The sequence below is a fragment of the Xanthomonas campestris pv. badrii genome, assembly GCF_012848175.1.
GTDB classification, from domain to species: Bacteria; Pseudomonadota; Gammaproteobacteria; order Xanthomonadales; family Xanthomonadaceae; genus Xanthomonas; species Xanthomonas campestris_C.
Genome location: NZ_CP051651.1, coordinates 1351564 through 1376084 on the forward strand (window position 1 = coordinate 1351564; position 24521 = coordinate 1376084).

At 65.8% G+C, this 24521-nt stretch carries 1 protein-coding gene; it reads left to right on the forward strand.

Annotated features, from left to right (window positions below):
- Positions 1-31 precede the first annotated feature (31 nt).
- A complete protein-coding gene (locus HG421_RS05815; protein ID WP_169705605.1) occupies positions 32-24442 on the forward strand; it encodes a non-ribosomal peptide synthase/polyketide synthase in 24411 nt (8136 codons plus the stop codon).
- Positions 24443-24521: the final 79 nt, after the last annotated feature.

Genomic DNA, 24521 nt, shown 5'->3' on the forward strand with positions numbered 1-24521 from the left:
TAACAAGGCGGCACTTGACGAGGCCTCGCTCATGGACGAGCTGCGCCAACACCGTGAGAGGTTGATCGAGCTATTGCAGCAGGAAGCCGTCGACGCGCGTCATCGCGCCCCGTACCAACCGTCCATCGTCCAAACGCTGTCTTCGGCCGGCCTGATGGGACAGGACATCGAGCGCATCGTCGCCGCGATGGCAGGCGGCCTGGACAACGTGCAGGACATCTACCCCCTGGCGCCATTGCAGGAAGGCGTGCTGTATCACCATCTTTCCGCCGAGCAGGGCGATGCCTACCTGCTACAGGCGCAATACGTCTTTTCCGATGAGCAGCGGCTGCGTGATTTCGCCGGTGCGTTGCAGCAGGTCATCGATCGCCATGACGTCCTGCGTACCAGCCTGCTCTGGGAAACGCTGGATGCCCCGGTGCAGGTGGTCTGGAGACAGGCGGCGCTGCAGATGGAACAGGTCGACTGCGATCCAGCGCAGGGGGATGCGCTGCTGCAGCTACAGCGCCGCTACGACGCCCGGCGTGTCCCGATGGATCTCGCCAAGGCGCCATTGCTCAAGCTGGTATGGGCACACGACCAGCCCAATCGTCGGTGGGTGGGCGTGCTGTTGTTCCACCATCTGATCCTGGACCATCTCTCCCTGCAGATCCTGCGACACGAGTTGCAGGTGTGCCTGCTTGGCCGCGCGGAGCAATTGCCGCCGCCGATACCGTATCGCAGCTACGTGATGCAGGCGCGCGAGGGCACCGCGCAGGAGCGCCATCGCGCCTTCTTTGCCCAGCGCCTGGAAGACGTGGATGAGGCGAGCCTGCCGTTCGGCCTGGCCAACCTGCCAGGGGATGGGGCGGCGATCCAGCAGGCAAGCAGGTCGGTCGCGCCGGAGCTTGCTCGGCAGATCAAGCAGCAGGCGCGCCTGCTGGGCGTGACCGCTGCAAGTGTGTTCCACCTGGCGTGGGCGCAGGTCGTGGCGCGGACCTCCGGCCGGTCCGATGTGGTCTTCGGAACCGTGCTGCTGGGGCGCATGCAGGGTGCACAAGGCGCCGGTTCGGCCTTGGGGCTGTTCGTCAACACCTTGCCGCTGCGCCTGCGCCTGGATCAGCCTGCACACCGCGCGGTGCGGCAGGCGCACGCGGAATTGACTGCAGTGCTGGCACACGAACATGCGCCCTTGAGCCTGGCCCAGCGCTGTAGCGGCATCGCTCCGCCGGCGCCGCTGTTCAGCGCGCTGCTCAACTACCGCCATAGTCCGACCGCCGATGCCACGGCAGAAGCGCAGCAGGCCTGGCACGGGATCGATGTCGTCCAGGCCGAGGAGCGGACCCACTATCCATTGACACTCAATGTCGACGACCTCGGGAATGGATTTGCGCTGACCGCCCAGGTTCCGCCGGAGATTGGCGCCGATCGCATTTGCGACTACATGCATACCGCATTGGAGCGGCTTGTCCAGGCATTGGAAGGCGCATCCGAACAACCAGTGGCCGCGCTGGAGATTCTTCCAGAGGCTGAGTGGCAGCGGCTGGTGTCCGTCAGCAATACCCCATGTGCGCAAGCCGTACCCGCCTGGTTACTGCACGAGCGGTTCGAGGCTCAGGCCGCCGCCCACCCGGATGCGATTGCGGTCGAGTTCGAGCAGCAGCAGATCAGCTACGGGCAGCTCAATGCCCGCGCCAACCAGATCGCGCACGCGTTGCTGAAGATGGGCGTGCGACCGGACGATCGGGTGGCGCTCTGTGTGGAGCGCGGCATTGCGCTGATCGCCGGCATGCTGGCGATCCTCAAGTCGGGCGCTGGCTATGTTCCATTGGACCCGGCGTCGCCGCCGCAACGGCTGGCCTTCATGCTGGAAGACAGCGCCCCGGTCGCCCTGCTGGGCGACAGCCTGTCGATCCGGCATTTGCCGCCGCTGTCCTGTCCGATACTGGACCTCGATGCAAGCGCCTTCGCTGAGCCGCCAGCGCCGCAGCTACCCAATCCCGGTCCGGGACATCTCTCGGCGCGACATCTGGCCTATGTGATCTATACCTCCGGATCCAGCGGCAGGCCGAAGGGTGTGTTGGTCGAGCACGGCAATGTCACTCGGTTGTTTACCGCCACCGAGGACTGGTTCGGCTTTGGACCAGCCGATACCTGGGCGCTGTTCCACTCGTTCGCCTTCGACTTCTCCGTCTGGGAGATCTGGGGTGCACTGCTGTATGGCGGTCGCTTGCTGATCGTGCCGCAACACGTCGCGCGCGCGCCGCAGGAGTGCTACCGCCTGCTCTGTCGGAGCGGAGTCAGCATTCTCAATCAAACCCCCAGTGCGTTCCGCCAACTGATCGACGCACAGCAGGGCCACGATGAAGACCATCGCTTGCGTCTGGTGATTTTCGGCGGCGAGGCGCTGGACCCATCGATGCTCCGGCCATGGTTCGAGCGGCCGGGCAATGCCGCGACGCAATTGGTCAACATGTATGGCATCACCGAAACGACCGTGCATGTCACCTATTGCCCGCTGTCCGCGGCAGACGCGACGGCGGGCGGGATCAGCCCGATCGGCGTGCGCATTCCCGACCTGCGGGTGTATGTACTGGATGCCCAGCGACAGCCGGTGCCGCTGGGCGTGGTCGGCGAGCTCTATGTCGGGGGTGCCGGGGTCGCCCGCGGCTATCTCAATCGCCCCGACCTCACGGCCGAGCGCTTCCTGGAGGATCCCTTCCAGCCGGGAGCACGTCTTTACAAAAGTGGCGATCTCGCCCGGTGGCGCGCGGATGGCCGGTTGGAGTACCTGGGGCGCAATGACGAGCAAGTCAAGATCCGCGGCTTTCGCATCGAGCTTGGAGAGATCCAGGCCAGGCTGATGGCCCATCCGCGATTGCGCGATGCGCTGGTGATGGCGCGCGAAGACATGCCCGGTGACAAGCGCCTGGTGGCATACGTGATCGCCGACGATGCGCAAGCGGTACCAAGCGCCGCGCAGCTGCGTCAGTGGCTGTCCGCCACGCTGTCCGACTACATGGTTCCCGGCGCGTTCGTGGCGCTGGCCGCCTGGCCGCTGACCTTGAATGGCAAGCTGGACCGCAAGGCCCTGCCGATGCCGACCGATGATGCGCACGCGCGTCATCGCTACGAGGCTCCCAAAGGCGCGGTGGAGCAGTTGCTGGCCGGCCTGTGGTCGGAGGTGCTGCAGGTCGAACAGGTCGGCAGGCACGACAACTTCTTCGAACTCGGCGGACATTCGTTGCTTGCCGTGAGCTTGATCGAGCGCATGCGCCGCCACGGACTGGGCACCGATGTACGGGTCCTGTTCGGTCAGCCCACGCTGGCGGCGATCGCGGCGGTGGTCTGCAACACGCAGGAGCTGGCGGTACCCGCCAATCGCATTCCGGTCGATTGCGCTCGCATCACGCCGGAGCTGCTGCCCTTGGTCGAGCTGCCGCAGGACGCGATCGACCGGATCGTGGCGCGCGTCCCAGGTGGTCACGCCAATGTGCAGGACATCTATCCGTTGGCGCCGCTGCAGGAGGGTGTGCTGTACCACCATCTGAGGGCCGGACAAGGCGACCCGTATCTGCTGCATGCGCAGTTCGGGTTTGCCGATCGGTCGCGGTTGCAGGCGTTCGTTGATGCCTTGCAGATCGTGATCGATCGCCACGATATCCTGCGCACCGCGGTGTTCTGGGAAGGGCTGGATCAACCGGTCCAGGTGGTGGTGCGCGGTGCGCCATTGCCGGTCGAAGAAATCGTGCTGGATCCGGCACAAGGCGAGATCGTGGAGCAGTTGCGCGCTCGCTTCGATCCTCGGCATTACCGCCTGGAGCTGGGCGATGCGCCGCTGCTGCGGCTGGTGATCGCCGACGATCCTGCCAACCAGCGACTGGTGGGCACGCTGCTGTTCCACCACGTGGTGCTGGACCATACAGCGCTGGAGGTGGTTGGGCAGGAAATGCAGGCGGTGTTTGCCGGGACGCTGGAGAGGCTGCCGGCGGCGATTCCGTACCGCAACCATGTGGCGCAGGTCTGCCTGGGCGACGCGCCGGCGGCACATACCGCGTTCTTTACCCGGATGCTGGGCGATGTCGACGAGCCGACCTTGCCGTTTGGTTTGCAGGATGTGCAGGGCGATGGTTCCGGGATCGAGCAGGCAGAGCTGCGCCTGGACGCTGCGCTGAGCGTACGCTTGCGCGCACAAGCGAGGAAGGCCGGGATCAGCGTTGCCAGCCTGCATCACCTCGCCTACGCACGGGTGCTGAGCGTGCTGTCCGGGCGCGACGATGTGGTGTTCGGTACGGTGTTGATGGGGCGCATGCAGGGCGGGGACGGGGCCGACCGTGCGCTGGGCATGTTCATCAATACCTTGCCGTTGCGGGTGAACTTGCTGGGGTTGGATGTTCGCACAGCTGTGGCCAACACCCATGCAGGCCTGAGCGAGCTGCTGGTGCATGAGCATGCGTCGCTGGCCACGGCGCAGCGTTGCAGCGGCATCGCGGCGCCCACGCCGCTATTCAGCGCGCTGTTGAATTACCGCCATAGTCCGGCCAACGACGCGCTTGTTCCGGATGTTTCGTTGCACGGCATCGAGATGCTGTCCGGCGAAGAGCGCAGCAATTATCCGTTGACATTGAACGTGGATGATCTGGGAGAGGACTTCCAGTTGACGGTGCAGGTCGTCGCCGGTGTCGGTGCCGAGCGCGCGTGCAGCTATATGCAGACAGCGCTGGCTGGCGTGGTGGATGCGCTCGAGGACCTGCAAGATCGGCGCATGGACCAAGTGTCCATCCTGCCTGAAGCCGATATCGAACGGCTGGTGGTCCAATCCAATACGCCTTGCGAGCAGCCTGCGGCCGGCGCTCTTCTCCATCAGATCTTCGAAGCGCAAGTCGCCGCGCGGCCGGACGCGGTGGCAGTGGAGTTCGGGCAGACCCGGTTGCGTTATCGCCAACTCAATGAGCGGGCGAACCAGGTTGCGCACTGGTTGCTGGAGCTCGGCGTGCGTCCGGACGATTGCGTGGCGCTGTGCGCGCAGCGCGGCGCCACGCTGCTGGTCGGCATGCTCGGCATCCTCAAGGCGGGCGCGGCCTATGTACCGATGGACCCGGCCGCGCCAGCGGAGCGCTTGCGGTTCATGCTGGACGACAGCGCACCGGTTGCCGTTCTGATCGATGCTGCTTGCAGCGCGGTCATGCCGCAACTGAGATGCCCGGTGCTGTGCATCGATGCCAGCGCAGATCCGCTGGCGGCGCAGCCGACGCACAATCCCCGCATTGCCGGGCTGGCGCCGACCCATCTGGCGTATGTGATCTATACCTCCGGTTCCAGCGGCCAGCCCAAGGGCGTGCTGGTGGAGCATCGCAATGTGACCCGGTTGTTCACCGCGACCCAGGCGTGGTTCGCATTTGGTGCGCACGATACCTGGGCACTGTTCCACTCATTCGCCTTCGACTTTTCGGTATGGGAGATCTGGGGTGCCTTGCTGCATGGTGGCCGCCTGTTGGTGGTGCCGCAGGACGTGACCCGCGCGCCGCAGGAGTGCTATGCCTTGCTCTGCCAGGCGGGCGTGACCGTCCTCAATCAGACGCCGAGCGCGTTCCGTCAGTTGATCGCTGCGCAGGGTACGCAGCCCCACGCGCTGCGGCTGGTGATTTTCGGCGGTGAGGCGCTGGAGCCGGCCATGCTGCAGCCGTGGTACGCGCGGCCGCAGAACGCGGCCACGCAGCTGGTCAACATGTACGGCATCACTGAAACCACCGTGCATGTCACCTATTGCCCACTGTCGCCAGCAGATGCGCAGCGCGGCGATGTCAGCCCGATCGGGCGGCGCATTCCGGACCTGCGTCTGTACGTGCTGGACAGGCAGCTGCAACCGGTACCCATCGGCGTTGCGGGCGAACTCTACGTCGGCGGCGCCGGTGTGGCGCGGGGCTATCTGAATCGGCCCGAGTTGACGGCCGAGCGATTCATTGTCGATCCGTTCCATCCCGGCGCACGCCTGTACAAGAGTGGTGACCTGGCGCGTTGGCGCGCCGATGGCACGCTGGACTATCTGGGGCGCAACGACGAACAGGTCAAGATTCGCGGGTTCCGCATCGAGTTGGGCGAGATCCAGGTGCGACTGAGCGAGCATCCGGAGATTGGCGACGCAGTCGTGGTGATGCGTAAGGACGAGCAGGGCGATCAGCAGCTGGTGGCCTATGCGATCGCGCAGGATCCACAATCGCCACCGTCGGCAGAGAGCCTGCGTCGGCATCTGCTGGCCGGGTTGGCAGAGTACATGGTGCCCAGCGCTTTCGTCATGCTGGAGGCCTGGCCGCTGACACTCAACGGAAAACTGGATCGCAAGGCGCTGCCGGAGCCGGATGGCGGAGCTTACGCCGTACAGGCGTATGAACCACCGCAGGGCGAGATCGAGCAGGCCATTGCAGCGATCTGGAGCGACCTGCTTGGTGTGGAAACCATCGGACGACACGACAACTTCTTCGCCCTCGGTGGCCATTCGCTGTTGGCCGTGCGGGTCATCGCGCACCTGCGCCATGCCTTGGCGGTCGAGATCGGGGTGGCCGAACTGTTCGCCCAGCCCACCTTGCAGCAACTGGCCGGCTGTGTGGCATCCGCGTCCGGTGCAACGGTGCAGCCGATCGTGCCGCTGACCACCGATGCCCCGCATGTGCTCTCCTATGCCCAGCAGCGGCTGTGGTTCCTGTCGCAGTTCGAGGGCACCAGTCAGGCGTATCACATCAGCGGCGGCCTGCGATTGCATGGAGCGCTGGATACGCAGGCGCTGCAGCGGGCGTTGGATCGTATCGTGGCCCGGCATGCATCGCTGCGGACCACCTTCGCGCAGATCGACGGCCAGGTGCTGCAGCAGATCACGCTCGAAGAGAGCGGCTTTGCGCTGGTCACCCGTGATCTGCGCGGTTTCCCCGAGCGCGAGGTGGTGCTGGAGCAGTTGCTGGCCGAGGCGGCACAGACCTCGTTTGCGCTGGAGCGTGGCCCGCTGATCCGCGGTGTGCTGGCCCGTCTTGCCGACACCGAGTTCGTACTGTTCGTTGCCATGCACCACATTGTCTCGGATGGGTGGTCGATCGCCATTCTGATCGACGAACTCAGTGCGCTGTACAAGGCGTTTGCACGCGGTGACGCCGATCCGCTGGCGCCGTTGCCGATCCAATACGCCGACTATGCGAGCTGGCAGCGGCAATGGATGACGGGCGAGGTGTTGCAGCAGCAGGCCAGCTATTGGCGCCAGGCCTTGGATGGGGCGCCGGTGCTCCTGGAACTGCCGACGGACCATCCTCGTCCGGCCCAGCAGGACCATGCGGGTGAGAGGCTGGAGGTGGTGGTCGACCGGCAGCAGGCGCAGGCACTGAAGACCTTGAGTCAGCGCCACGGATCGACGTTGTATACGACCTTGCTGGCCAGCTGGGCGATGCTGCTGTCGCGCCTGTCCGGTCAAGACGATGTGGTGATCGGCACTCCGGCGGCCAATCGTGGTCGCGCCGAGACCGAAGGGCTGATCGGATGCTTCGTCAATACGCTGGCGCTGCGTCTGGACGTGTCCGGCGCGCCAACATTGGCGCAGTTGCTGGCATCGGTGAAGCAGCGTGCGCTCCAGGCGCAGGCGCATCAGGACCTGCCATTCGAGCAAGTGGTGGAACTGGTCCAGCCACCGCGCAGCCTGTCGCATACGCCGTTGTTCCAGGTGATGTTTGCGTGGCAGAACACGCCGCAGGGTGTATTGGACTTGGGTGACCTCCAAGCCCACGCCCTGGACATTGCAGCGATCAGTGCACAATTCGACCTGACCTTGTCGCTGGTCGAGAGCGAGCAGGGCATCGTGGGCAGCCTGATCTATGCCACGGCGTTGTTCGAGCGTGCCACGGTGGAACGATGGCTGGGGCATTGGCGCCATCTGTTGCAGGCGATGGTCGCCGAGGGCGCGGACGATCGCCCGGTGGACCGCTTGCCCTTGCTGGACGAGGCTGGCCGCCATCATGTGGTGCGGGAGTGGAATGCCACCGAGGTCGATTATCATGCCGAGGGTTGCGTACACGCACTTTTCCAAGCGCAGGCGGCACGCACGCCTGCGGCCGTCGCGGTAGCGCAAGGCGCGATATCGCTGAGCTACGGCGAATTGAATGCGCGGGCCAACCAGCTTGCGCACCACCTGATCGCAATCGGATTGCGTCCGGATGATCGGGTGGCGGTCTGCGTGCAGCGCAGCGTGGAGATGGTGGTCGCATTGCTGGCGGTGTTGAAGGCCGGCGGTGCCTATGTGCCGCTGGATCCAGCCTATCCAGCGGAGCGGCTGGCCTACATGCTGGACGATTGTGGGGCAATGGCCGTGCTGACCGAGACGGCGAGCCGTCACCTGGTCGATGGCCATGCCACCGCGGCAATCATCGATCTGCAGGCCGACGGCGAGCATTGGGCGCAGTGCGCGCACACCAATCCGGATCCCGATGCGCTTGGCCTGACGGCGGACCATCTGGCCTATGTGATCTACACGTCCGGCTCGACGGGCATGCCGAAGGGGGCGATGAACGCGCATCGCGGCGTGGTCAACCGTCTGCTCTGGATGCAGGATGCCTACCAGCTCGCGCCATCGGAGGTCGTGCTCCAGAAGACGCCGATCAGCTTCGATGTCTCGGTGTGGGAGTTGTTCTGGCCGTTGCTCAGCGGCGCGCGCATGCAGCTGGCCGAGCCGGAAGGGCATAAGGACCCGGCGTATCTCAAGGGCTTGATCGCTGCGACGCAGATCACCACGCTGCACTTCGTGCCGTCGATGCTGCGGGCCTTCGTCGATCATGGGAGTCCTGCCGTATTTACCGGGGTCAGGCGGGTCGTCTGCAGCGGTGAAGCCCTGGCGCCGTCGCTTGCCGAGCGTGCGCAAGCGGTCTTTCCTGCAGCCGGGATTTTCAATCTGTATGGCCCGACGGAAGCGGCGGTGGATGTCACCGCCTGGCGCTACGGCCAGGGCTGGGAACAGGCCGGCAGCCTGCCGATCGGCCGCCCGATCGCCAATACGCGCATCTACATTCTCGATGCGCACGGTGCGCCGGTGCCGATCGGGGTGGTTGGCGAGCTGTACATCGGCGGCGTGGGGGTAGGGCGTGGCTATCTCAACCGCGACGACCTGACCGCCGAGCGCTTCCTGCCGGACCCCTTCGCTGCCGATCCGACGGCGCGGATGTATCGCAGCGGCGATTTGAGCCGCTGGCGCGCGGACGGCACGATCGAGTATTTGGGGCGCAACGACCACCAGGTCAAGATCCGAGGGTTCCGCATCGAGCTGGGTGAGATCGAGGCGCGGCTGACTGCGCATGCACAGGTGCGTGAGTGCGTGGTGGTGGCCCTGCATGCCGATGGCGGCGACAAGCGGCTGGTGGCGTATTGGGTTGGGGTCAACGATGCGCCATCCGAAGCGTGCGAGGTGGAGAGCCTGCGTGGCTGGCTGTCGGAGGTGCTGCCGGAGTACATGGTGCCGGCGGCCTATGTGCAACTGGACGCGTTGCCGCTGACCCCAAACGGCAAGCTGGATCGCAAGGCCTTGCCGGCGCCGGATGGAAAGGCGTATGCGGTGCAGGCGTATGAGCCCCCGCAAGGAGCGGTAGAGCAGACCCTGACCGAGATCTGGCAAACCGTGCTTGGCGTGGAGCGGGTGGGGCGGCACGACAATTTCTTCCAATTGGGCGGGCACTCCCTGTTGGCGGTGACCTTGATCGAACGCATGCGTCGGCAAGGCCTCAGTGCCGATATGCGGGTGCTGTTCGGGCAACCGACCGTGGCAGCCATTGCGGCGGCGGTGGCCCATGATCATGAGGTGGTGGTGCCGCAGAATCGCATTCCGATTGATTGCGCTCGCATCACGCCGGAGCTGCTGCCCTTGGTCGAGCTGCCACAGGAAGCGATCGACCGGATCATGGCGCGCGTCCCAGGTGGTCACGCCAACGTGCAGGACATCTATCCGTTGGCGCCGCTGCAGGAGGGTGTGCTGTACCACCACTTGGCCGCTCGACAGGGCGATCCGTATCTGCTGCATGCGCAGTTCGGGTTTGCCGATCGGTCGCGGTTGCAGGCGTTCGTTGATGCCTTGCAGATCGTGATCGATCGCCACGATATCCTGCGCACCGCGGTGTTCTGGGAAGGGCTGGATCAACCGGTCCAGGTGGTGGTGCGCGGTGCGCGATTGCCGGTCGAAGAAATCGTGCTGGATCCGGCACAAGGCGAGATCGTGGAGCAGTTGCGCGCTCGCTTCGATCCTCGGCATTACCGCCTGGAGCTGGGCGATGCGCCGCTGCTGCGGCTGGTGATCGCCGACGATCCTGCCAACCAGCGACTGCTGGGCACACTGCTGTTCCACCACGTGGTGCTGGACCATACAGCGCTGGAGGTGGTTGGGCAGGAAATGCAGGCGGTGTTTGCCGGGACGCTGGAGAGGCTGCCGGCGGCCATTCCGTACCGCAACTATGTGGCGCAGGTCTGCCTGGGCGACGCGCCGGCGTCACATACCGCGTTCTTTACCCGGATGCTGGGCGATGTCGACGAGCCGACCTTGCCGTTTGGTTTGCAGGATGTGCAGGGCGATGGTTCCGGGATCGAGCAGGCAGAGCTGCGCCTGGACGCTGCGCTGAGCGTACGCTTGCGGGCACAAGCGAGGAAGGCCGGGATCAGCGTTGCCAGTCTGCATCACCTCGCCTACGCACGGGTGCTGGGCGTGCTGTCCGGGCGCGACGATGTGGTGTTCGGTACGGTGTTGATGGGGCGCATGCAGGGCGGGGAAGGGGCCGACCGTGCGCTGGGCATGTTCATCAATACCTTGCCGTTGCGGGTGAACTTGCTCGGGTTGGATGTTCGCACAGCTGTGGCCAACACCCATGCAGGCCTGAGCGAGCTGCTGGTGCATGAGCATGCGTCGCTGGCCACGGCGCAGCGTTGCAGCGGCATCGCGGCACCCACGCCATTGTTCAGCGCCCTGTTGAACTACCGCCATAGTCCGGCCAACGACGCGCTTGTTCCGGATGTTTCGTTGCACGGCATCGAGATGCTGTCCGGCGAAGAACGCAGCAATTATCCGCTGACCCTGAGCGTGGACGATCTTGGTGCGGGATTCCTGCTGAAAGCCCAAGTGGAGCCGGCGGTGGGAGCGCAGCGCCTGTGCGCGTATATGCAGGTGGCGCTCATCCAGCTGGTCGATGCACTGGACCATGCGGACGATCGGTCGATCACGCAACTGGGCGTGCTGCCGGACGCAGAGCGTCAGCACGTACTGGGCTTCAACCCAGCACGGATGCCGGCCGTGCCCCAGCTCACCATCGCGGCGATGGTCGAGCAACACGCCGCCGGCACACCCGATGCGGTGGCCGTGGAGTGCGGGAGCGAGCAGGTCACGTATGCCGCGCTCAACGCACAGGCCAATGCGCTTGCCCGGCACCTGATCGCACTGGGCGTGGAGCCGGACATGCGTGTGGCGATCTGCGTGCAGCGCAGTCCCGCGTTGTTGGTGGGCTTGCTGGCGATCCTCAAGGCCGGCGCGGCCTATGTGCCGCTGGACCCGGGCTACCCCTCGCAACGGTTGCGCTATCTGCTGCAGGACAGTGCCCCGCAGGCGGTGCTGGTCCACGCAGCCACGCACGATGCGCTAGGTGCCGAGGTGCTGAGCGGGCTGGCGTTGCCGGTGATCGATATCGGCAGTCTCGCCACAACCGATCATGCGACAACCAATCCGGTGGTGGCCGAACTCACGCCCGCCCATCTGGCGTATGTGATCTATACCTCCGGCTCCACGGGCGAGCCGAAGGGCGTGATGGTCGAGCACCGGCAGCTGGCGCAGCTGATCGCCTGGCATTGCACCAGCTTCGGGGTGCAGGCAGGCGTGCGGACCTCCAGCGTGGCGGGTCTGAGCTTCGATGCGGCGGCGTGGGAGATTTGGCCGACCCTGTGTGCCGGAGGATGTCTGCTGATGCCCGACGGCGAGGCTGCCGGCGATATGGAAGGGGTGCTGCAGTGGTGGCAAGCCCAGGAGCTGGATGTCAGCTTCCTGCCGACGCCGATGGCCGAGCATGCCTTCGCCAGCAAGCGGATGCCGAAGCAGTTGAAGCATCTGTTGGTCGGTGGCGATCGCTTGCGACAGGTGCCCGCGGGGCTGCCGTTTGCGGTGCACAACAATTATGGTCCCACCGAGACCACGGTGGTGGCCACCAGCGGCGAGGTCATGCCCGAGGTGCTGTCCCCCTCGATCGGCGCGCCGCTGCCGCACTTGCGCGCCTATGTGCTGGATGCACAGCGCCAGCTGCTGCCGCAGGGCGTGGTGGGCGAGTTGTATCTTGGCGGTGCCGGCGTGGCGCGCGGCTACCTGGGCCGCGAGGCGTTGACGGCCGAGCGCTTCCTGGCCGATCCGTTCCATCCGGGCGAGCGGATGTATCGCACTGGGGATCTGTGCCGGTGGTCGGCCGACGGCCGCCTGCACTATGTGGGACGCAACGATGCCCAGGTGAAGATCCGCGGCCGGCGCATCGAGCTGGGCGAGATCGAAGCGCATCTGCAGGCGCATCCGCAGGTGCGCGAGGCGGTGGTGCTGGTGCGCGACGATGTGCCGGGTGATCAGCAACTGGTGGCTTACCTCATCGCGCAGGAGCATCAGTCGGTGCCAACGGCCGAGGACTTGCGTGCGCAACTGCAGCGCAGCCTGGCCGACTACATGGTGCCGAGCGCCTTCGTCCTGCTGCAGACCTGGCCGCTGACGCGCAACGGCAAGCTGGATCGCAAGGCGCTACCGGCACCGCAGACGGACGACTACGCGCATCAGCGCTATGAAGCGCCGCAAGGAGCCGTGGAGCAGACCCTGGCCGAGATCTGGCAAGCGGTGCTTGGCGTGGAACGCGTGGGGCGACACGACAACTTCTTCCAGTTGGGCGGGCACTCGCTGTTGGCGGTGACCTTGATCGAGCGCATGCGTCGGCAAGGCCTCGTTGCCGATGTACGGGTGCTGTTCGGGCAACCGACGCTGGCCGCCTTGGCGGCGGCGCTGGGAACTGATCAGGCCATCGAGGTGCCAGCCAACCGGATCCCGCCGGGCTGTCGGCACATCACGCCCGAGCTGCTGCCCTTGGTCGAGCTGCCGCAGGACGCGATCGACCGGATCGTGGCCAGCGTGCCCGGCGGCGTGGCCAACGTGCAGGACATCTATCCATTGGCGCCGCTGCAGGAGGGTGTGCTGTACCACCACTTGGCCGCTCGACAGGGTGACCCGTATCTGCTGCATGCGCAGTTCGGGTTTGCCGATCGGTCGCGGTTGCAGGCGTTCGTTGATGCCTTGCAGATCGTGATCGATCGCCACGATATCCTGCGCACCGCGGTGTTCTGGGAAGGGCTGGATCAACCGGTCCAGGTGGTGGTGCGCGGTGCGCGATTGCCGGTCGAAGAAATCGTGCTGGATCCGGCACAAGGCGAGATCGTGGAGCAGTTGCGCGCTCGCTTCGATCCTCGGCATTACCGCCTGGAGCTGGGCGATGCGCCGCTGCTGCGGCTGGTGATCGCCGACGATCCTGCCAACCAGCGACTGCTGGGCACACTGCTGTTCCACCACGTGGTGCTGGACCATACAGCGCTGGAGGTGGTTGGGCAGGAAATGCAGGCGGTGTTTGCCGGGACGCTGGAGAGGCTGCCGGCGGCCATTCCGTACCGCAACTATGTGGCGCAGGTCTGCCTGGGCGACGCGCCGGCGTCACATACCGCGTTCTTTACCCGGATGCTGGGCGATGTCGACGAGCCGACCTTGCCGTTTGGTTTGCAGGATGTGCAGGGCGATGGTTCCGGGATCGAGCAGGCAGAGCTGCGCCTGGACGCTGCGCTGAGCGTACGCTTGCGGGCACAAGCGAGGAAGGCCGGGATCAGCGTTGCCAGTCTGCATCACCTCGCCTACGCACGGGTGCTGGGCGTGCTGTCCGGGCGCGACGATGTGGTGTTCGGTACGGTGTTGATGGGGCGCATGCAGGGCGGGGAAGGGGCCGACCGTGCGCTGGGCATGTTCATCAATACCTTGCCGTTGCGGGTGAACTTGCTCGGGTTGGATGTTCGCACAGCTGTGGCCAACACCCATGCAGGCCTGAGCGAGCTGCTGGTGCATGAGCATGCGTCGCTGGCCACGGCGCAGCGTTGCAGCGGCATCGCGGCACCCACGCCATTGTTCAGCGCCCTGTTGAACTACCGCCATAGTCCGGCCAACGACGCGCTTGTTCCGGATGTTTCGTTGCACGGCATCGAGATGCTGTCCGGCGAAGAACGCAGCAATTATCCGCTGACCCTGAGCGTGGACGATCTTGGTGCGGGATTCCTGCTGAAAGCCCAAGTGGAGCCGGCGGTGGGAGCGCAGCGCCTGTGCGCGTATATGCAGGTGGCGCTCATCCAGCTGGTCGATGCACTGGACCATGCGGACGATCGGTCGATCACGCAACTGGGCGTGCTGCCGGACGCAGAGCGTCAGCACGTACTGGGCTTCAACCCAGCACGGATGCCGGCCGTGCCCCAGCTCACCATCGCGGCGATGGTCGAGCAACACGCCGCCGGCACACCCGATGCGGTGGCCGTGGAGTGCGGGAGCGAGCAGGTCACGTATGCCGCGCTCAACGCACAGGCCAATGCGCTTGCCCGGCACCTGATCGCACTGGGCGTGGAGCCGGACATGCGTGTGGCGATCTGCGTGCAGCGCAGTCCCGCGTTGTTGGTGGGCTTGCTGGCGATCCTCAAGGCCGGCGCGGCCTATGTGCCGCTGGACCCGGGCTACCCCTCGCAACGGTTGCGCTATCTGCTGCAGGACAGTGCCCCGCAGGCGGTGCTGGTCCACGCAGCCACGCACGATGCGCTAGGTGCCGAGGTGCTGAGCGGGCTGGCGTTGCCGGTGATCGATATCGGCAGTCTCGCCACAACCGATCATGCGACAACCAATCCGGTGGTGGCCGAACTCACGCCCGCCCATCTGGCGTATGTGATCTATACCTCCGGCTCCACGGGCGAGCCGAAGGGCGTGATGGTCGAGCACCGGCAGCTGGCGCAGCTGATCGCCTGGCATTGCACCAGCTTCGGGGTGCAGGCAGGCGTGCGGACCTCCAGCGTGGCGGGTCTGAGCTTCGATGCGGCGGCGTGGGAGATTTGGCCGACCCTGTGTGCCGGAGGATGTCTGCTGATGCCCGACGGCGAGGCTGCCGGCGATATGGAAGGGGTGCTGCAGTGGTGGCAAGCCCAGGAGCTGGATGTCAGCTTCCTGCCGACGCCGATGGCCGAGCATGCCTTCGCAAGCAAGCGGATGCCGAAGCAGTTGAAGCATCTGTTGGTCGGTGGCGATCGCTTGCGACAGGTGCCCGCGGGGCTGCCGTTTGCGGTGCACAACAATTATGGTCCCACCGAGACCACGGTGGTGGCCACCAGCGGCGAGGTCATGCCCGAGGTGCTGTCCCCCTCGATCGGCGCGCCGCTGCCGCACTTGCGCGCCTATGTGCTGGATGCACAGCGCCAGCTGCTGCCGCAGGGCGTGGTGGGCGAGTTGTATCTTGGCGGTGCCGGCGTGGCGCGCGGCTACCTGGGCCGCGAGGCGTTGACGGCCGAGCGCTTCCTGGCCGATCCGTTCCATCCGGGCGAGCGGATGTATCGCACTGGGGATCTGTGCCGGTGGTCGGCCGACGGCCGCCTGCACTATGTGGGACGCAACGATGCCCAGGTGAAGATCCGCGGCCGGCGCATCGAGCTGGGCGAGATCGAAGCGCATCTGCAGGCGCATCCGCAGGTGCGCGAGGCGGTGGTGCTGGTGCGCGACGATGTGCCGGGTGATCAGCAACTGGTGGCTTACCTCATCGCGCAGGAGCATCAGTCGGTGCCAACGGCCGAGGACTTGCGTGCGCAACTGCAGCGCAGCCTGGCCGACTACATGGTGCCGAGCGCCTTCGTCCTGCTGCAGACCTGGCCGCTGACGCGCAACGGCAAGCTGGATCGCAAGGCGCTACCGGCACCGCAGACGGACGACTACGCGCATCAGCGCTATGAAGCGCCGCAAGGAGCCGTGGAGCAGACCCTGGCCGAGATCTGGCAAGCGGTGCTTGGCGTGGAACGCGTGGGGCGACACGACAACTTCTTCCAGTTGGGCGGGCACTCGCTGTTGGCGGTGACCTTGATCGAGCGCATGCGTCGGCAAGGCCTCGTTGCCGATGTACGGGTGCTGTTCGGGCAACCGACGCTGGCCGCCTTGGCGGCGGCGCTGGGAACTGATCAGGCCATCGAGGTGCCAGCCAACCGGATCCCGCCGGGCTGTCGGCACATCACGCCCGAGCTGCTGCCCTTGGTCGAGCTGCCGCAGGACGCGATCGACCGGATCGTGGCCAGCGTGCCCGGCGGCGTGGCCAACGTGCAGGACATCTATCCATTGGCGCCGCTGCAGGAGGGTGTGCTGTACCACCACTTGGCCGCTCGACAGGGTGACCCTTATCTGCAGTCCGTGCAGTATTCGTTCGATTCGCGCGAACGTCTGGACCACTTTGCACAGGCACTGCAACAGGTCATCGATCGCCATGACGTCTTGCGTACCAGCGTGGTGTGGGAGGGGCTGGATGCGCCGGTACAGGTGGTGTGGCGGCAGGCTCCACTGAGCGTTGTGCCTTTCCAACCCGAGCTGGCCGATGTCGATGCTATCTCGCAGTTGCAGTCGCACCTGGATCCGGTGCGTTATCGCCTGGATCTGTCGATCGCTCCGCTGCTGCAGCTGCACTGCGTCCACGATGCGGCGTGCGATGCTTGGGAGGCGGTCCTGCTGATCCATCACCTGGTCTACGATGCGGCGACGTTGCATGTGCTGCATGCAGAGCTGCATGCGTGTATGTCGGGCCACGGCGATCGGCTGGAACCATCGGTTCCGTACCGCAACTACGTGGCACAGGCACGTCTGGATGGCCCTCAGGCAGAGCGGGAGGCGTTCTTCCGCCAGTCGCTGGGAGACTTCGAGGTGCCCAGCCTGCCTTATGGCCTGCAGGACATCCATGGCGACGGCCGGCCTGCCGGGCAGGCGGTACATACGCTGGAGGTCGAGCTCTGCGGCCGGTTGCGTACCTGTGCCGCCGCGTTGGGGGTGACACCCTCCAGTCTGTATCACCTGGCCTGGGCGCAGGTGCTGGGCCAACTGTCGGCGAGCGAGGATGTGGTGTTCGGCACCGTGCTGTTGGGGCGCATGCATGCCGGGCTGGGGGCGGACCGCGCGATCGGCATGTTCGTCAATACCTTGCCCGTGCGCGTTCGGATGGGGAGGCAGACAGTGCGCGAGGCCGTGAATGCCGTGCATGCACAACTCAGCGACCTGCTCTCGCACGAGCATGCGGCCTTGAGCGAGGTGCAACGCTGCAGTGGCGTGACGCCGCCTTCGCCGTTATTCACCGCGCTGCTCAACTATCGCTCACAACAGCATGGGGGGGCGGAGCGGTCTGCGGCGTGGCCTGGCATCGAGATGCAGACGACGTTGCGGAGCAATCACTACCCGGTGGTGCTGGAAGTGGAGGAAACCGATGCGGGCGTCCAGCTGGTCGGGCATCTGCCAGCAGGGTTCGATGCAGCGAGCCTGTGCATCTACATGCAGGTTGCGCTGACGCAGCTGGTGGAGGCGTTGGCCCGCCCGGACGAGTGCCCGCTCCACGCCGTTTCCATCCTGCAGGATGCAGAGCGTCGGCAGCTCCTGCAGGACTTCAACGCAACCACGCGTGCGTATCCAAAAACGCAGACCATCCACGCGCTGTTCGAGCAGCACGCTGTGGCGCAACCGGATGCCATCGCCGTCCGTGATGGCTTGCAGCACTACAGCTATGCCAGCCTCAATCGTTGCGCCAACCAGCTGGCGCATTATCTGATCGGCAGCGGGGTTCAGCCGGGCGATCACGTCGCAATCGCCTTGCCACGTTCGTTCGAACTGATTGTCGCCCAGTTGGCGATCAGCAAGTGCGCTGCGGCGTATCTGCCGTTGGATATTCAGGCGCCGCCAGGGCGGTTGCACGCGATGGTGGAGGATAGCGGGGCGCGTTGGGTGGTCACCGACCGTGATCAGCAGCTGCCTGCTGGTATCGCACGCCTCGATCTGGACAGCCTCGGCCTGGCCACGATGGGCGAGCACAATCCCGCGCTCCTTCAGACCAGCCACGACGTCGCTTACCTGATGTATACCTCCGGTTCTACCGGAGTACCCAAGGGCGTCCGCGTCCCACATCGCGCGATCGTGCGGTTGGTCTGCAACAACGGCTATGCCGAGTTCGCCGCGTCCGATCGGGTGGCCTTCGCCGCCAATCCTGCGTTCGACGCCAGCACGCTCGAGGTCTGGGCGCCGCTGCTCAATGGTGGCTGCGTCGTCGTGGTCGAACAGGACGTGCTGCTGGCGCCGGAGCGCCTGCTACTGCACCTGCAGGAAGAACAGGTCACGGTGCTGTGGCTGACGGCGGGCTTGTTCCACCAGTACGCGTCGACCTTGTTGCCGGCTTTTGCCCAGTTGCGCTACCTGATCGTCGGTGGCGATGTGCTCGATCCCGCTGTGGTGGCGCGAGTGCTTCAGCACGCGGCGCCGCAGGTCTTTCTCAACGGCTACGGTCCGACCGAAACTACCACCTTCGCAACCACCCACCGGATCACCCAGGCGCCGACGTCCGGCATTCCGATCGGGAAGCCGATCGGTAACACGCAGGCATATGTCCTGGATGTGCATCGACGTCCGGTGCCGCTCGGTGTCGTGGGCGAGCTGTACATCGGTGGCGATGGTGTCGCATTGGGGTATTTGAATCGTCCCGGCTTGACCGCCGAGCGCTTTGTCCCGGACCCCTTCAGTGCAGACGCCAACGCCCGGCTGTATCGCACTGGCGACCTGGTGCGGTGGCAGGCCGATGGCACGCTCTTGTTCGCCGGCCGCGACGACGGACAGGTGAAGATCCGTGGCTTCCGCGTCGAGCTCGGGGAAATCGAAACGGCGTTGCGGACCTGTCCAGGCATCCGCGCCGCTGCGGTCATCCAGCGCGAGGATGCATCCGGATCCCGGCAGTTGGTGGCCTACTACTGCGTCGATGCGTCGCTGACCGGCGACATCGACGCTGCCGTATTGCGCCGTCATCTGCAGACGCAGTTGATGGACTATATGTTGCCGGCCGCGTATGTCGCCTTGCCGCAGTTGCCGCTCACCGCCAACGGCAAGCTGGATCGCAGGGCCTTGCCGGCACCGGAGCTGGATGCTCATGCGCACCAGCAATACGCGGCGCCGCAAGGCGAGCGTGAGCGGGCGTTGGCCGAGGTCTGGCAATCGGTGCTCGGGGTGGAACGGGTAGGGCGTCACGACAACTTCTTCCAGCTTGGCGGCCACTCGCTGCTGGCGGTGACGCTGGTAGAGCGGCTGCGCCAGCAGGGCATTGCGACGGATGTCAGGACGTTGTTCGAACGCCCCGACCTCGCCAGCCTGGCAAGTGCGGTCGGCCAGGTGCAGCAGAGCGATGTGCCGCCCAACCGGATTGCGCCGGGATGTGCACGCATTACGCCGTCCCTGTTGCCGTTGCTGGAACTGTCGCAGGAGGCGATCGATACGCTGGTTGCGACGGTGCCCGGTGGCGCACCGAACGTCCAGGATATCTATCCGCTGACACCGTTGCAGGAAGGCGTGCTCTACCACCACCTGGCCGCGCGCCAGGGCGATCCCTATCTGCTGCAGACACGGTTCGCCTTCGACGACGACGAGCGCCTGCGGACATTCGTCGACCTGCTGCGGCACGTGGTGGATCGCCATGACATTCTGCGTACCAGCGTCGTCTGGGAGGGCGTCTTGGCGCCCGTGCAGATCGTATGGCGGCATGCGCCGCTGATATGCGAGCAGGTTGCGGTGGATGCGACCGGGGGCGATGTCCTGACCCAGCTGCAAACCCGCTTCGATTCGCGTCGCTATCGCCTCGATCTGGGGCAGGCTCCCTTGTTGCGCCTGTTTCACGCGCGGGATCCGCATAACGGGCGCATCGTGGTCTTGCTGCTATTCCATCACCTTGCCCTGGACCATACCGCGCTGGCGGTGGTGCAGCAGGAGATGCAGGCGTTGGCGGAGGCCGCCGACGCGCGGCTGCCCACCCCGGTGCCGTACCGCAACTATGTGGTGCAGGCCTTGCGCGGCAAGACGGCCGCCGAGCACGAGGCCTATTTCCGGCAATGCCTGGGAGACCTCGACGTGCCGACGCTGGCCTTCAGTGGTCACGACGGTTCCGTTTCGGACGAGCCGCCGCAGCAGAGCGATGGCGTGCTGGACGCCGCGCTCGCGTTGCGGCTGCGGCAGCAGGCGCGGCGACTTCAGTTGAGCGTCGCAAGCCTGTACCACCTGGCCTGGGGAATGGTGCTTGGTGCCGGGGTGGGGCGCGAGGACATCGTCTTCGGTACGGTGCTATTGGGGCGCATGCAGGGAAGCGCCCACGCCGATCGTGCACTGGGGATGTTCATCAATACCTTGCCGATCCGCCTGCGGCTCGATGTTCCGGCTGTGGCCGCGGCGCGCCGCACGCAAGTCGCATTGAGTGCATTGATGGCCCATGAGCATGCCGCGCTGTCGCTGGCGCAGCGCTGCAGTGGCGTCGCCGCCTCGCTGCCGCTGTTCAATGCCTTGCTCAATTATCGGCATAGCGCGACCTCAACCGAGGTATCTGCCACGTCCGACGTCTGGGAGGGAATGCAGGCGCTCGGTAGCAGCGAGCGCACGCACTATCCTTTGTTGTTGAACGTGGACGACCTGGGCGAGCAGTTCGCGTTGAGTGTGCAGGCCGGCGCGCACATTGGTGCCGAGCGGGTCCGCAGGTTCATGCAGGTCGCGCTGGAACGGCTAGTCGACGCGCTTGAGCACGGGTCGAACATCCCGGTGCGCCAGCTCTGTGTGTTGCCTGACGATGAGCGCCGTCAGGTGCTGGGGAACTTCAATGCCAGCGCGCGCGCATATCCCTCTGCCCAGACCGTCCACTCGCTGGTCGAGCAGCAGGCGGCTCGCACACCGGAGGCGCTGGCAGTGATCGACGGTCGCCAACGCTGCGATTATGCCGAGCTCAATCGCAGGGCGAACCAGCTCGCGCACCATCTGATCGGAGCGGGCGTCAGGCCCGGCGACCATGTCGCGATCTGTCTACCGCGCTCGTTGGAGCTGGTGGTCGCGCAGCTGGCCATCAGCAAGTGTGCGGCCGCCTATCTGCCGCTCGATGCGCAAGCACCGCCCGAGCGATTTCAGCGGATGCTCGACGACAGCGCCGCGCGTTGCGTGATCACCCGCAGCGAACAGCCGCTGGCAGTGGCCATCGCACGGCTGGACCTGGATCATTGCGATCTGCGCGCGGCACCGACCCATGATCCCCGGCTGCCGCAATCCAGCGAATCTGCTGCCTACCTGATGTATACCTCCGGCTCGACCGGGCTCCCCAAGGGCGTACGCATCCCACATCGGGCGATAAGCCGGCTGGTCTGCAACAATGGGTACGCGCAGTTCTTGCCCAGCGATCGGGTCGCGTTTGCCGCCAATCCTGCCTTCGACGCCAGCACCCTGGAGGTCTGGGCACCGCTGCTCAACGGTGGCTGCGTGGTGGTGATCGCACAAGAGAGCGTGCTGTCGCCGCGGCGTCTGCGCGATCGCTTGCAGCAAGAGGCGGTCAGCGTGCTGTGGCTGACGGCCGGGTTGTTCCACCATGCGGCAGCTGAGCTGTTGCCGGTCTTCCCGCAGTTGCGCTATTTGATCGTCGGCGGCGACGTCCTCGACCCGGCCGTGGTCGCGCAGGTACTGGCTGAAGGCGCGCCACAGGTCTTGCTCAACGGCTATGGGCCGACCGAGAGCACCACCTTTGCGACCACGCATCGCATTACCGAGGTCAGCGGTCCCATTCCGATTGGCCGTCCTGTCGGCAATACCCAGACATATGTGCTGGATGCGCATGGCCTGCCGCTACCGATCGGTGTTGCAGGAGAATTGTTCATTGGCGGCGACGGCCTTGCGCTGGGGTATGTGAATCAGCCGTCGCTCACCGCCGAACGCTTTGTGCCCGATCCATTCAGTGGCAAGCCCGGTGCGCGCTTGTATCGCACCGGCGATCTGGTGCGTTGGCGGCACGACGGCGTGCTGGAGTATCTGGGACGCAACGATGGCCAGGTCAAGGTCCGCGGCTTCCGGGTCGAGCTGGGGGAAATCGAGTCTGCGCTGCGGCAGTATCCGGCGATCGCAAGCGCTGCGGTCGTGCAACGCGAAGACGCGCCCGCTGCCAAGCAACTGGTGGCCTACTACTGCGTCGATGAGGTTGCCGCTGGAGATGTCGACGCACGGGCGCTGCGCGCGCATCTACGCGCTTGCCTGCCGGACTACATGCTTCCGGCGGCATATGTGAGGTTGCCGCAGTTGCCGCTGACCGCCAACGGCAAGCTCGATCGTCAGGCCTTGCCGATGCCCGGGCGCGCAGACCACGCCGTGGATGGCGATGTGCCACCGCAAGGCGAACTGGAACGTTTGCTGGCAGGGCTCTGGAGCAAGCTGCTGGGGGTCGAGCGGATCGGACGCTACGACGATTTCCATGCGCTGGGAGGCCACTCGCTGGCGCTGGTGCGCTTGGGTAGCCTGCTGGAGCGGGCCGGTAGATCGGTGCCGCTGTCCACACTGAGCCTGCATCCCACGCTGGCAGCCATGGCCGAGGCGATCGCACGCGAACGCCAGCAATCGTCGCCGGCGGACGTGGTGACGGTGCGCAGCGCCAGCGATCGGCGCCCGCTGTTCCTGGTGCACGATTTCACCGGGCTGGACCTGTATTTCGCACCCCTGGCAACGCATATCGCCGCCGACGTGCCGATCCATGGACTGACCGCCGTTGCGCTGGACGCCCCGCAACTCCAGACCGTGCAGGAACTGGCCACGCGCCTGCTGGAGAATCTGCGCAAGGTGCAAGCGCACGGTCCGTACCGTGTTGCCGGCTGGTCGTTCGGTGGTCTGCTGGCCTATGAGATCGCCACGCAGCTGATCGCCAACGACGAGATCGTCGAATTCGTCGGCCTGATCGATACCTATCACCCGGCGCATCTGGACCTCGGGCCCGAATACGCCGATCCGCTGCTGGCGGTGCGCAGGCTGCTGTTGCGCAACTGCCTGTCCGCGTTGCCGCAGGACGCTCGCCATGCGTCGGCGGTGGCCAATCTGCAGGCACTCGCTGCGCAGGTGCATCAGTGGGAAGCGCCTGCGCTATTGCAGTTGTGTCGATCGCGGAAGTGGTTGCCACCGCAGTGGTCCGGCCAGGACGACGTCACCATCCTGCGTGCGCTGGCGCGGCAGGCGGCGCATGGCCACGCGCACAGACACTATGTGCCGATACCCATCAACGCCTCGGTGCATCTGTTTGCGGCCACCGAGTTGCTGCCGCAGCAACCTGTCAGCGATCCGCTACCGGGTTGGCAGGCGCTGCTCGCCCCGCATGCCTTGGGTTGCGAAAGGGTAGCTGGCAATCACCACACGATGCTGCAAGCCCCGCACGTCGCCGCGCTGGGCGCCGCCGTCAGCCAGCGGCTGGCAGTGGCCGAAAAGGCGCCGCCGCGCAGGCAGCCACGCCACGAACCGCTGGTTCGCCTGCAGGTGGATGCGGGCGCGCGAGCGCCGCTGGTCTGCGTGCCAGGTGCGGGCGACAACGTCACTGGCTTCATCGGTTTGGCCGCGGCGCTGGACGACGGCTGGCCGGTCTACGGACTGCAGCCGCGTGGGCTGGAGAGCGGGCAGGTTCCGTATGGCAGTGTCGAGGTGGCCGCACGCGCGTACGTGGAAGCCCTGGCGCAGACAGCGCAGCGACCAATCCATCTGCTCGGCCACTCGTTCGGCGGCTGGATCGCCTTCGAGATGGCAAGGCAGCTGGAGGCGAGGGGCCGGGCGGTCGCCTCGCTGACCCTGCTCGATTGCGAAGTGCCTGGCGGCGATGGCGTGGTCGGTCGGCCCCATACCGCAACCGGTGTCTTCGAGCATCTGATCCAATCGCTGGAGTTGGCCGGTGGGGCCTCCTTGGGTATCGACATCGACGCGTTCCGGCTGCTGGACAACACGGCGCAACTGCAGGCGGTGCATGCCGGGATGGTACGCACCGGCCTGCTGCCACGGCGTGCGCCCAGCGAGGCGATCCGCGGCATGGTGCAGGTCTTCGGTAGCGCGTTGCGTACCTGCTACCGACCGACCTGGCGGTACCCGGGCACCTTGCACCTGGCGGTGGCCGACGACCCGCGACACGATGCGATGCGAAATCGCCTCGAGCACGATGCGCAGGCAGCCGGTTGGCGGGCGCTCGCGACCGACGTGCAGGTGTGGCACGCCCCGGGCGATCACTTCACGATGCTGCGAACGCCGCATGTCCGGGCCTTGGCGGGCTGGTGGACGCAGACCGTGGTGCAGGACACCGATACTCGGCATAGCCTCGAAGTGCAGGCCTGATGGACGCCCAGGAGCCGCGTGCGGGCTGCGCTGAGCGCCTACCGCCGCGGCTCCGCAGTGGCTATGACGGCGCCTGGCG

What these genes read in the sequence shown, in the direction of transcription:
- HG421_RS05815 (WP_169705605.1), top strand. Translation starts at nt 32, where the DNA reads ATGGACGAGCTGCGCCAACACCGTGAGAGGTTGATCGAGCTATTGCAG.